Source organism: Streptomyces sp. NPDC049577, from assembly GCF_040675635.1.
Classification (GTDB): domain Bacteria; phylum Actinomycetota; class Actinomycetes; order Streptomycetales; family Streptomycetaceae; genus Streptomyces.
The window spans coordinates 1-12,101 of sequence record NZ_JBFAPH010000198.1 but is presented as its reverse complement, the minus strand read 5'-3'; the positions used below and the strand labels follow the sequence as shown (position 1 = coordinate 12,101).

The following is a 12,101-nucleotide window of genomic DNA, read 5'->3' as shown; positions in this document are numbered from 1 at the left end:
GCGACGACGACCTGCACACCGGCCCTCCGGCGCCCCTGCGAGGCCGAGGTGTTCCCCGGAACACGGCGGGGCTCCGTCGCCCGGGCCTGGCGGCGTGCCCGGGTGCCGCCGGTCGTGCTCGCGGTGCGCGTACCTTCCGAGTCCTCGTCGGTCTCCCGGCGGCTCCGGCCGGCCGGTCTGGGGCGGGCGGTGGTGGAGCCGCGCCGGGGGGTGTCCTGGGTGTTCGGGGTCCTGGGGGCGCTGACCGGGGCGCGGTCCCGGCCCGCACCGGTTCTCGGCGGGTCGTGCGGCCGGGCGGCCGCCACGGCCGCGCCCGGGCCGACGATCACCGCGGCCCCGACCGCCGCCAGCAGGGCACCCCGCACGGCCCGGCGGGGCCGGGACGCCTCGCCGTCGGAGGATTCCGGCGGCTCGATCGACTCCTGGGCCTCTGGCGCCTCCAGCGCCTCTGGCGCCTCCAGCGCCCCGGGTATGTCCTCGCTCATCACCCTCTCCCCCTTTCCCGCTCGTTTCCGCCCCGACAGCTTCTCAATGCAGCGGACATTCCGCACGTTATCCGGTCATTATGCCATACAGGCGACACCCGGTGGTCAGAAGCACCCCTGCACGTCAGGTAGAGTTTTCTCTGTCAGCAGGCGCCGCTAGCTCAGTTGGTTAGAGCAGCTGACTCTTAATCAGCGGGTCCGGGGTTCGAGTCCCTGGCGGCGCACGCGAGACTCAGGGCTCCTCACCATCGGTGAGGGGCCCTGAGTCATTTGCCCGGACCCCTCCCGGAATCCTCCAGTCCCCTTCGGACGCCTTCCAGCCGTTCCGTCCGACTCGGACCACTTCCGCAACATTGTCCCGGTAACCACCTGGTTTCACCCTTGCGATCATGATGGGCGTTCCGCGATCCTGATCCGCACACAGCGGAAGCCCACCTCACCGCCTGGTCCGGTGACGTGGGTGGCGCCGGGGGGAGCCGGTGCCCACGCGCCCGCGCCGGTCGAGGGGGGTCGGCCCGGGCCCACGTACTGCGCACACGCAGTGAGCTTTGCGTGCGGGGGGATAGCCATGACGTCCACGCCTGCCGATGCCAGGCAGCAGCACGGCGCGCACGAACCGTCGACGACCACCCGGATCCGCGTGCCCGCGCCGGCCCGCTCCGGGGAGAGACTGCCCGCGGTGCCGCCCCGGCCCCGCGCCCGGCGGCCGCGGCCGCGCTACGACTACGAGCACTACAGCAGGCTCGCCGGCCCGCTGACCGAGCCCGGTCCGAACGCGCCGTACCGGGTGCGCTACAGAAGCCTCCTCGCCGAGGAGTCCCACCGCGTCCAGGCCGCCCTGCTGCTCGGGGCGGCCCCCGTCGTGTCGCTGGGACTGCTGCTGTGGCTGATGCAGCCTGCGCACTGGACCCAGCGGGACCACACCACACCGCTGATGCGGGTGCTGGACGCCGTGATGCTCGTGTCGATCGGCCTGATCGAACTGTTCCGCACCCTGAACGTCGCCTCGAACGCCCATGCCACCCTCGTGGCCCGCGACCCCGTTCCGGTCGTGCCCGAAAGCGGTACGCGCGTCGCGTTCCTCACCTCGTTCGTGCCCGGCAAGGAGCCGGTCGACATGGTCACCCGCACGCTGGCGGCGGCCGTCCGGGTGCGCCACCGCGGCCCGGTGCACGTATGGCTGCTGGACGAGGGCGACGACCCCGGGATCAAGGCCGTCTGCGCCCGGCTCGGGGTGCGCCACTTCAGCCGCAAGGGGGTCGAGAAGTGGAACCAGGAGAAGGGTCCCTTCCGGGCGAGAACCAAGCACGGGAATTACAACTCCTGGCTGGACGCCCATGGTGACGAGTACGACTACTTCGCCTCCGTCGACACCGACCACGTTCCGCTCCCCAACTTCCTGGAGCGAATGCTCGGTTACTTCCGTGACCCGGATATCGCTTTTGTCGTTGGACCTCAGGTGTACGGGAACTACGACGCGGCGGTCACCAAGGCCGCGGAGAGCCAGCAGTTCCTCTTCCACGCCCTCATCCAGCGCGCGGGAAACCGTTACGGCACGCCCATGTTCGTCGGCACCAACAACGTGGTGCGGATCAGCGCCCTGAAGGGCATCGGCGGGCTGTACGACTCGATCACCGAGGACATGGCGACCGGCTTCGAGCTGCACCGGCACCGCAATCCCGCGACCGGCCGGAAATGGCGCTCGGTCTACACCCCGGACGTCCTGGCCGTCGGCGAGGGCCCGAGCTCCTGGACGGACTTCTTCACCCAGCAGCTGCGCTGGTCCCGGGGCACTTACGAGACCATCATCAAGCAGTACTGGAAGGGGCCGTTCTCACTGCCGCCCGGGCCCTTCCTCAATTACACCCTGATGGTCATCTATTACCCGATGACCGCGGTGAACTGGATGCTCGGCGCGCTCAGTTGTGCCCTCTTCCTCGGACTCGGCGCCTCCGGCATCCAGATCGACTCCGAGGTCTGGATGATGCTCTACAGCGACGCGGCCGCCCTCCAGATCGGGCTGTACATCTGGAACCGCCGGCACAACGTCTCCCCGCACGAGCCCGAGGGCTCCGGCGGGCTGGCCGGCATGGTGATGTCCGCGCTCTCCGCCCCCGTCTACGCCCGCTCGTTCACGGACGCCGTGCTGCGCCGCAGGAGCAGGTTCGTGGTGACCCCGAAGGGCGATTCCGCCAGCCCGGACACCCTCTTCGGCACCTTCCGCATCCACCTCTTCTTCCTCCTGGTCTTCGGCGGATCCCTGGCGGCCTCGTTCGTCTGGGGCCACACGCACGCGGCGATGCGCACCTGGGCCGCGCTCGCCCTGGTCATCACGGTCGCCCCGATCGCGGCCTGGTGGTGGACCACCTACCACGTCGCGCAGCCGGAGGAGGCGTCCCGATGAGACTCCGCCCGAACCGCCGCGCCCGCCGCATGGCCCTCGGCGCGGCGGCCGTGACCGTGCTGGCCGGCATGAACGGCCCGGCGATCTGGGGATACGCCTCCGACCAGTACCACGACTACAAGATCAACCAGCCGGAGTACAAGGAGAAGAACGGCCACTGGGACGTGGTGGACGTCCCCCGGGAATACCGGATCAACACGATCCACGCCGCCCTGTTGCACACCGGAAAGGTGCTGCTGGTGGCCGGTTCGGGGAACAACGCCGCGAACTTCCGGGCCAAGTCCTTCCGCACGGTGCTGTGGGATCCGCGGAACAACACCTTCAAGAACATCCCCACGCCCAAGGACCTGTTCTGCGCCGGCCACACCCAGCTGCCCGACGGCAGCCTGCTGGTGGCAGGCGGGACCCAGCGCTACGAAAAGCTGGGCGGTGACGTCACCAAGGCCGGCGGGCTGATGGTCGTCCACAACGAGAATCCCGACAAACCGATGACCTTCCCGGCCGGAACCCGCTTCACCGGCCGGGGCAACGGCAAGACCTTCGAGTCCAAGGACGCCGTCCTCGTTCCCCGCGCCAAGAAGGAGACGAAGGACGACAGGGTCACGGTCACGGCCAGCACCGCCCGCGTCTACGTCGAGGCCCTGAAGAAGGGGCCGAAGTACGAGACCGGTACCACCGACAACTACCGCATCGAGGGTCTGAGCGGCAGCGACGCCGACAATTTCTACGGCATCGCGAACAAACTGTCCTTCGACAAGAAGGACTTCCAGGGCATCAAGGACGCCTTCGAATTCGACCCGGTGGCCGAGCGCTACATCCCGGTCGACCCGATGCAGGAGGCCCGCTGGTACCCGACGCTGACCACCCTTCAGGACGGCAAGGTCCTCTCCGTCTCCGGGCTCGACGAGATCGGCCAGGTCGTCCCGGGCAAGAACGAGGTCTACGACCCGAAGACCAAGAAGTGGACCTACCTGCCCCGGCAGCGCTTCTTCCCGACCTATCCGTCCCTCTTCCTCACCGACGGGGGGAAGATCTTCTACACCGGCTCCAACGCCGGCTACGGACCGGCCGACCAGGGCCGCACCCCGGGCCTGTGGGACCTGGAGAGCAACGACTTCACCGAGGTGCCCGGCATCAGCGACCCGGACACCCTGGAGACATCGATGTCCGTCCTGCTGCCCCCCGCCCAGCGGCAGCGGTACATGGTGCTCGGCGGCGGCGGGGTCGGCGAGGACCGCAAGTCCACCGCGAAGACGCGCATCGTCGACCTGCACGACCCCAAGCCGGCCTTCCACGACGGGCCCGAGCTCTACTCCAAGGTCCGCTACCCCAGCAGCGTCATCCTCCCGGACGACACGGTGCTCACCACCAACGGCTCGGGCGACTACCGGGGCCGGGGCGCCTCCAACGTCCTGCGGGCCGAGATCTACGACCCGGGCACCAACAAGCGGCGTTCCGTGGCCGATCCGCTGGTGGGCCGCAACTACCACTCCGGCGCGCTGCTGCTCCCCGACGGGCGCGTGATGACCTTCGGCTCCGACTCGCTCTTCGGCGACAAGGACAACACCCGGCCCGGCACCTTCCAGCAGCAGATCGACCTCTACACCCCGCCCTACCTCTTCCACGAGGGCCGCCCGGAGATCAGGGACCGCGGGCCGAGGACCGTCGAGCTCGGCGGGAAGACCGCCTACCGCGTCACCGGGCCCCGGCCCGTCACCAAGGCCCGGCTGATCCGGCCGGGTTCCTTCACCCACGTCACCAACATCGAGCAGCGCTCCATCGCACTGGACCTCGCCCGGGACGGCGACCGCACGACCGTCACCGTGCCGGACGACCCGTCGCTGGTGCCGCCCGGCTGGTACATGCTGGAGGTCGTCGACGACCGGGGCACGCCGTCCGAGGCGGTGTGGGTCAAGGTGCCGGTGAAGGAGTAACCCCCGGGCCGGGCGTCAACGGGCGTCAGCGCGCGTCAACGGGCTCAGCGCGCTTCAGTGGGCGTTGCGGGCCAGTTCCAGGGCGTACGTCTGCCACCACTGGCCCGCCTCCGGGCCACCCCTGCAGGAGCCGTCCGATTCGCCCGGCCGCTTGACCCACAGGAAGGCGTCGACCAGCCCGTCGCCGGTCCGGGTCGTGGGCGGCTCGCCCAGGGCCCGGCCGGCGGGGTTGCACCACGCCTTCTCGTGGTCCCCGCCGTCGGACAGCGGGCCGTTGCCGTTGCGGCTGGTGTCGATGACGAAGTGCTTGCCGCCCACCAGCGCCGACAGCCTGCGGCCGTACTCCTTGCTGTCCTCCGTGGTCTGGAAGTTGGAGACGTTGAGCGCGAACCCGTCGGCCCGGTCGATGCCGGCCCGCCGCAGCGGCTCGGCCATCCGGTCGGCGGGCATCACCCAGCTGGGGTTGCCCGCGTCCAGGTACACCTTCGTCCTGGGCAGCGCCTTGAGCTTGTCCACGGCCTCCTTGAGCAGGGCGTAGCGCTCCTCGTGGAACTGCGCCGGGGTGCAGCCGTCCTCCATGTGCGGCAGCGCGTCCGGCTCCAGGATCACCGTCGCGCTGCGGTCGCCGATGCCGCGCACCGCCTTGTCCAGCCACGCCCGGTAGCCGTCGCCGTCGGCGGCGCCGCCCTGGGAGTACTGGCCGCAGTCGCGGTGCGGGATGTTGTAGAGCACCAGCAGGGCGTCCCGGTCGGCCTTCGCGGCGGCCTCGGTGAAACCGCGCGTCTGGCCCTCGGGATCGTCCACGCTGATCCACTCGGCCACCGGCCGGCCGGCGATCTTCGCGAGCAGGTCGGCGCCCTGGGTGTCGCCGTCCCGGCGCAGCCGCGCCATCTGCTTGGCCGCGGTCCCCTCCGGGTTCACCCAGAACGGCGATTGCGCCTTGGGGAGCTGGCTGGGCAGATCGGCGGCGGAGAGGGTGTTCGGCGATTCCTTCCCGCCCGCATCGTCCGACGAGCAGCCGGCGAGGAGGAGCAGCACCCCCACCGCCGCGCCGGCACGGGCCAGGAGACCGCCCGGTGGAGCCGAGCCCCGGCGGGTGTGGCCGGAGTTGCTGCCGTACATCCACTCCCCCTCGGCCGTACTGCCTGGAAGATATGACCGGTCCTGCCCATGCTGGCACAGTCGTGCCCAGGGCCGGGGGGCGTCATGCCGCGACACGGTGGCCTTCGCCCTCTTGGACGACCCCCGTGGACGGCCGGGCGTGGGCGCGCGGGCGGACGGGGCGTCAGGCGCGTACGCCGGTGTGCTCCGGCGCCTCCGGCCGTACGCCCGTCAGATAGGCGGAGACGACGACGTTCGCGCTGTAGGCGTGCCGGGCGCGGTCGTAGTCGCCGCCGCAGGTGATCAGGCGGAGTTCGGCGCGGCCGCGCTCGTGCGGGCCGTAGACCCGGGCGGCGTCGAAGCGGTCCTTGGGGACGACCGTGACGTCCTCGACGGTGAACTCGGCGGTCGAGCCGTCGGCCCGGCCGACGGCGATGCTCTCACCCCGCCGGATCGTGCCCAGCCCGTGGAAGACGGCGGGGGCGCGCCGGGTGTCGACGTGCCCGACCAGCACGGCCGCTCCCCGGCTGCCGGGCGGCGGGCCGCCCCGGTACCAGCCCACGGCGCCGGGCCGGTCGTACGGGGGCGGGTCCACGGCGCCCTCCGGATTCAGCCCGCGCTCCTCGACCGGGGCGCTGACGCCCAGCGAGCCGATGGCCAGGCTGCGCGGGCGCGCGGGCGCGAGCGGCTCGCGCGCCGGCGGCAGGGCGTGCACGGGCGGGCGCCCGGCAGCCGCGACGTCGCCGGTGGCGGGCGTGACCGCGAGGGGCACCTCGGTGGCCTCGCGCCCCCACAGCCACAGGGCCACCAGCAGCACGGCCCAGGCCACCCCCGTCAGGAGGCGGCCGACGCCGGTGGTGCGGGGTTCGTCCGTGACGGCCATGACGGCGGGCGGCCCTCCCTCACCACTGCCGGGTCTGGCGCTCGCGCTGCGCGGCGTTGGTGCGGCGGCGGTACCAGATCAGCCCGGTGGCGATGGCGACCGCGGTGCCGCCGAGGACGAGGCCGGGCGTGCCGGGGCCCTCGGCGGTGGCCACGTGCTCGGCCGAGCCGCCGCCTCCGGCGGGGACGGGGGCGTACGGCGAGGCGTCGTCCTGCTCGTCACCGCCGGGGAGGCCGGAGGCGGCAGGGTCGCCGGGTTCGCCGGGGCGGCCGGGTTCGCCGGGGCGTCCGGGGCCGCCGGGGTCGGCGCGGTCGGCGGGCCCGCCGGCGTCGTCCACGACGGTGAGGCGGCCCCGCGTCCCGGTGCGGTATCCGTCGCAGGCGATCCGCACCGGGTAGGTGCCCGCGGGGATGTTCTCCCGGACGGTCGCCTCGGCCAGGTGGCCGCCGGCGCCCCGGGCGAGTCTGGCGTCGGTCACGAACGCCTCGGAGGCGGCCGTGGCCCGCTCGCCGGGGCAGCCGGAGACGCGCAGTCGCACCTCGGCGCCGGGCCGGGCGGTGACGGGGCTGAGCCCCACCGGCGTTCTCGGGGCAGGACCTTGCTCGGCGTACGCGGGCACGGCCGCGCAGGCGACGAGTACCGCCGCCGCGGCGCCGCGGAGAGCGATGCGCGCTGAATCCATGGTGAACCTCCCTTACCGGAAGGCTCACCCGGAGGGCCGGGGCTCCGCATCCGCTCCGTGCGCGGATTGCTCCATCAGGTGACAGCCGCCCCCGATCGGGCGCGGCCGGCGGCTCAGACGAGGTCGACGAGATCCGCGATCGAGTCGACGACCCGGGACGGCCGGAAGGGAAAACGGTCGATCTCCTCGGGCCGGGTCAGCCCCGTCAGCACGAGGAAGGTCTCCATCCCCGCCTCCAGCCCGGCGAGCACGTCGGTGTCCATACGGTCGCCGATCATCGCGCTGGTCTCGGAGTGGGCGCCGATCGCGTTGAGCCCGGCCCGCATCATCAGCGGGTTGGGCTTGCCCACGAAGTACGGCTCGCGCCCGGTCGCCTTGGTGATCAGCGCCGCCACGGACCCGGTGGCGGGCAGGGCGCCCTCGGCGGACGGGCCGACCTCGTCGGGGTTGGTCGCGATGAACCGGGCCCCGGCGTTGATCAGCCGGATCGCCTTGGTGAGCGCCTCGAAGCTGTACGTACGGGTCTCGCCGAGCACCACGTAGTCGGGCTCGGCGTCGGTCAGGACGTACCCGATGTCGTGCAGCGCGGTGGTCAGCCCGGCCTCGCCTATGACATAGGCGGTGCCGCCGGGCCGCTGGTCGTCCAGGAACTGGGCGGTGGCCAGGGCGGACGTCCAGATGTTGCCGACCGGCACGTCGAGCCCGATGCGGCGGAGACGGGCGTGCAGGTCACGGGCCGTGTAGATCGAGTTGTTGGTGAGGACGAGGAAGGGCTTGCCCGAGTCGCGCAGCCGCTTGATGAAGGTGTCGGCGCCGGGGACGGGGATCCCCTCGTGCATCAGCACACCGTCCATGTCGGTGAGCCAGGACTCGATCGGCTTGCGCTCTGCCACTACGGGACTCCCTGCCGGACGCGCCCACGAAACGGGCTCGGGTGTAACGCCGGGACGGCACCACTCGTGCGCCGCCCCGACGTGTTCAGCCTACGGCGCGTTCGGCGGATCCACGCTGGTGCGGTTCGGCGCTCGCCGGCCGGTGACGGGGCCACGTGCGGTGGCCGGATCCTGTCCGGCGGTCTCCACCGGGCCGCGGCCCGGCACGAACACCGCCGATCCGGCGCGTCGTGGCCGACCACCGTCGCGGCGGAAGAAAAACCGCCCGCCGCCCCGCCTACAAGCCACACCCCGGCCGGGACCGCCCGGCGGACCGGCGCCAGATCCGCGGCCCGGCACGAACACCGCCGATCCGGCGCGTCGTGGCCACCCGCCGTCGCGGCGGAAGAAAAAACCGCCCGCCGCCACGCCAGCCACACCCCCGGCCGGGACCGCCGACCGATCCTCGCCGGCGCCGCGGCCCGGCACGAACACCGCCCGTCCGGCACACCATGGCTGCCCCGCCACGACGGCGGGAGCGGAAATGTCCGCCGCGACGGCGGCCGGCCACCGCGGCGAGAGTCCGGCGGCATGAACGAGACCGCACCATGCTCGCCACCGTCGCGGCGGACGGAGCACTAGCCGCCGCGGTAGGCGCGCCGTAGCCGCCATGCCCCGAGGAGCAGGGCCGTGCCGGCCGCCAGCAGGGCTCCCGAGACCGCCACGACCGCCGGCAAGGCGCCCGTGTCGGCGAGCGCCGGGGCGCCGACCGGCGCCATCCGGCGCGGGTGCTCCGCGCTGCGGACCGGCGCGGGAGCGGGGGCCGCGCCCCCGCCGACGTCGAAGTGGTAGTCCTCGGACTCCCCCACCCACGCACCGTCGCGCCCCCGCCGCTGCACGGCGGTGACGTTGGCCGTGACCGGCCCTTCCGGCGCGTTCCGGGCGAAGCCGACCCGCATCCGCACGGTGACCGTGCCGTGCGCGGGCACGGTGAAGCCCGCGAAGCCGGGCGCACGACCGTCGAGCACGCCGACGTTCTCGGCCTCGTCCGTCCGTTCCAGGGACACCGGCCGCCAGCGGCCCGCGTCGGGGTCGTAGAAGTCCACATGCACATGCGCGGGCTGGAGCGCGCGCGCCCGGTCGGCGAGCACCGCGACTGGGTGGATGGCCCGGCACGCGGCCCCGGTGTCGTTCCGCAGCTCCAGCCGCCAGTCCCGCGGGGCACCCCCGCGCTCGTACGCCTCGGGCCCGCCGGTCAGCCGCGAGGTGATCGGGAAGTCGCGCCCGGCGGGCTCACCGCACTGCGGCTGGGGCGCGGCATCGGCGCGCGCCGGGGCCGCGCCGGCCGCCGTCGCCGCGATCGCGAGCAGGGCGGCGCCGACGGTGAGGGTCCGTCGTGCGGTACGGGACAGAGGCATCGCGGCACCTTCGCGGTGGGGACCGGGGGACGTCGGGGAACTTTCCTCGTCCGCACCGACCGCCTCGCGGTATGCGGCCGACCGGCCGTCAGTTCCCGCTCGATATGGGGATCGTCCGATCATCCGCACGGGTGGCGAGGCCGGCCCCCGGCCGCCGGAAGAGCCGGGCCAGGACGAGCTCGGCCGCCCCCTCGACGACCGTCCGCTCCCCGGCGGGCGTGACCTCGACCGGTACGGCCGCCCCGGTGCCCTCCCGCACCCCGGCCGCGTACGCCTCGGGGTCGGCCAGCACCGTGCGCCCGCCGAGCACGAGGTGGTCGACGTCCAGCAGCCGTACGAGATTCCCGGCGGCCACCCCGAGCAGCCGCGCGGCGCGCGCGGTGTCGCCTTCGGCGACCGCCCGCAGGCACAGCACCTCGACGCACCCCCGGTTGCCACAGGCGCACGGCGGCCCGTCCAGCTGCACCACCTGGTGCCCGAACTCGCCCGCGTTCGTACGGGCGCCCCGGTGCACGGCCCCGTCGAGGACGAGCCCGGCGCCGAGGCCGCTGCCCAGGTGGAGGTAGGCGAAGGAGCCGCCCGTGCGGGGCGCGGGCGCGGCGAGCCGGAGGGCGGCGGCGTTGGTGTCCTTGTCGAGGACGACGAGCCCCGGTTCCCCGCCGGCGGCCCGCAGTCGCGCCGCGAGCGCGTCCCGCAGCGGGAACCCCTCCCACTCCGGGAACCCGGTGACCCGGCCGAGCACGCCCCGGGCGTGGTCGAGCGGCCCGGGCGCCGTGACGCCCACGCCGAGCACCCGGCCCCCGGCCGACGGAAGCGCCCGGACCTCGGCCGTGACGGCGGAGAGCACCGCCTCCGCGCCCGCCCCCAGGTCCAGCGGTGCCGTCCGGGTCGCGACGGCGGTCCCGGCCAGGTCCACGACGGTGACCGTCATCGCGTCCCGGTCGAGCGCCACCCCCACGGCGTGTGCGGCGTCCCGCACGAGCCGCAGCGCCACCGCCGGCTTGCCACCCGTGGACGCCCGGCGCCCCGCCTCCGCCGCGAACCCCGCGTCCCGCAGCCGTGCGGCGATCTTGCTGACGGCCTGCGGGGTCAGCCCCGTCCCCGCCGCCAGCTCGGCACGGCTGAGACCGTGCTCGCCCGCGTCCCTGAGCAGGCCGAGGACGACGGCCGCGTTGTGATCACGCAGGGCGGCGAGGTTCGCTCCGGGGTTCTTCGTCTCCACGGGCCCATTCTCCGCTCCGTTTGCGCTTTCGCAACACTGTTGCCAAAGTGGCGGGCATGGACGCCACCGACGCCCCCCACGCCCCGTTCCGTGTCGGCCTCATCGGCTACGGCCTCGCGGGCTCCGTCTTCCACGCCCCGCTCGTCGCCGCGACCGACGGCCTCGTCCTCGACACGGTCGTCACGTCCAACCCCGGGCGCCGGGAGCAGGCCGCCGCCGAGCACCCCGGGGTCCGTACGGTCGAGGAGACGGACGAGCTGTTCGCCCGCGCCGGCGAACTGGACCTCGTCGTGATCGCCTCCCCCAACCGGACCCATGTGCCGCTGGCCCGCGCCGCCCTGGAGGCCGGGCTCGCGGTCGTCGTCGACAAGCCGCTCGCGGCCACCGCCGCCGAGGCCGAGGAGCTGGCCGCCCTCGCCGGGCGCCGGAACCTGCTGCTCAGCGCGTTCCAGAACCGCCGCTGGGACAACGACTTCCGCACCGTCGCCAAGCTGGTCGCCGACGGCGCGCTGGGCGACGTCCAGCGCTTCGAGTCCCGCTTCGAGCGCTGGCGCCCGAACCCCAAGGGCGGCTGGCGCGAGTCCGGCGACCCCGCCGACATCGGCGGCATCCTCTACGACCTGGGCAGCCACCTCGTCGACCAGGCCCTGGCCCTCTTCGGCCCCGTCACCACCGTCTACGCCGAGTCGGACGTGCGGCGCCGGGGCGCGGAGGCCGACGACGACACGTTCATCGCCCTCGCCCACGCGAACGGCGTCCGCTCCCACCTCTGGATGAGCGCGACGGCCGCCCAGCTCGGCCCCCGCTTCCGGGTCCTCGGCAGCGAGGCCGGCTATGTGAAGTACGGCCTCGACCCCCAGGAGGCCGCCCTCCGCGAGGGCCGCCGCCCCGGCACCACCGGCACGGAGTGGGGCGTCGAACCCCGCACCTCCTGGGGCCGCCTCGGCGCCGGCGAGTCCCCCCTGACCGGCGGCGGCGAACCGGTCCCCACGCTTCCGGGCGACTACCCTGCGTACTACGCGGCGATCGCGGAGTCCCTCCGCACGGGCGCCACCCCGCCGGTCACGGCGACGGAGGCCGCGGCGGCCCTGCGCGTCCTG

Annotated in this window: 9 protein-coding genes, 1 tRNA gene and 1 pseudogene; 4 read left to right on the top strand and 7 right to left on the bottom strand. The window is 73.5% G+C overall.

What is annotated here, in order from left to right; translation table 11 throughout:
* Positions 1-485 (bottom strand): annotated as a pseudogene (locus tag AB0K09_RS21480) (hypothetical protein); the annotation flags it as partial.
* Positions 486-635: 150 nt separating this feature from the next.
* Here AB0K09_RS21480 and AB0K09_RS21475 point away from each other — a divergent pair.
* The 3 genes from AB0K09_RS21475 to AB0K09_RS21465 all read left to right on the top strand — a co-directional run bounded on the left by AB0K09_RS21475 (position 636) and on the right by AB0K09_RS21465 (position 4,823).
* Positions 636-709 (top strand) — tRNA-Lys (locus AB0K09_RS21475).
* A 344-nt stretch (positions 710-1,053) separates the two neighbouring features.
* On the top strand, positions 1,054-2,889 hold the full coding sequence (locus AB0K09_RS21470) for a cellulose synthase catalytic subunit (RefSeq protein ID WP_366066989.1): 1,836 nt from the start codon (positions 1,054-1,056) through the stop codon (positions 2,887-2,889).
* Positions 2,886-4,823 carry a kelch motif-containing protein gene (locus AB0K09_RS21465; RefSeq protein ID WP_366066988.1) on the top strand — a complete coding sequence of 646 codons (1,938 nt, stop codon included), beginning with the start codon at positions 2,886-2,888 and terminating at the stop codon, positions 4,821-4,823. The genes AB0K09_RS21470 and AB0K09_RS21465 overlap by 4 nt, the downstream gene beginning before the upstream one ends.
* 54 nt (positions 4,824-4,877) lie before the next feature.
* On the opposite strand, the gene AB0K09_RS21460 is transcribed toward AB0K09_RS21465, so the two are convergent.
* The 6 genes from AB0K09_RS21460 to AB0K09_RS21435 form a co-directional block, all read right to left on the bottom strand.
* Positions 4,878-5,945 (bottom strand): glycoside hydrolase family 6 protein, encoded by a 1,068-nt coding sequence (locus tag AB0K09_RS21460; RefSeq protein WP_366066987.1) that lies wholly within the window; start codon positions 5,943-5,945, stop codon positions 4,878-4,880.
* 163 nt (positions 5,946-6,108) lie between these two features.
* The gene (locus AB0K09_RS21455; RefSeq protein WP_366066986.1) at positions 6,109-6,807 is read right to left on the bottom strand and encodes a class F sortase; all 699 of its coding nucleotides are present in this window, start codon (positions 6,805-6,807) and stop codon (positions 6,109-6,111) included.
* A 19-nt stretch (positions 6,808-6,826) separates the two neighbouring features.
* Positions 6,827-7,489, bottom strand: coding sequence for a hypothetical protein (locus tag AB0K09_RS21450; protein ID WP_366066985.1), 663 nt, complete (start codon positions 7,487-7,489; stop codon positions 6,827-6,829).
* 113 nt (positions 7,490-7,602) lie between these two features.
* Positions 7,603-8,382, bottom strand: a complete 780-nt coding sequence (locus AB0K09_RS21445) for an HAD-IIA family hydrolase (protein ID WP_366066984.1) — start codon at positions 8,380-8,382, stop codon at positions 7,603-7,605.
* A 617-nt stretch (positions 8,383-8,999) separates the two neighbouring features.
* The gene (locus tag AB0K09_RS21440; RefSeq protein ID WP_366066983.1) at positions 9,000-9,779 is read right to left on the bottom strand and encodes a hypothetical protein; all 780 of its coding nucleotides are present in this window, start codon (positions 9,777-9,779) and stop codon (positions 9,000-9,002) included.
* A gap of 88 nt (positions 9,780-9,867) precedes the next feature.
* Positions 9,868-11,001 (bottom strand): ROK family transcriptional regulator, encoded by a 1,134-nt coding sequence (locus AB0K09_RS21435; RefSeq protein ID WP_366066982.1) that lies wholly within the window; start codon positions 10,999-11,001, stop codon positions 9,868-9,870.
* Positions 11,002-11,057: 56 nt separating this feature from the next.
* Between AB0K09_RS21435 and AB0K09_RS21430 the strand changes: the two genes are divergently transcribed.
* Positions 11,058-12,101: Gfo/Idh/MocA family oxidoreductase (locus tag AB0K09_RS21430; protein ID WP_366066981.1), on the top strand; the 1,044-nt coding region annotated here is incomplete at its 3' end.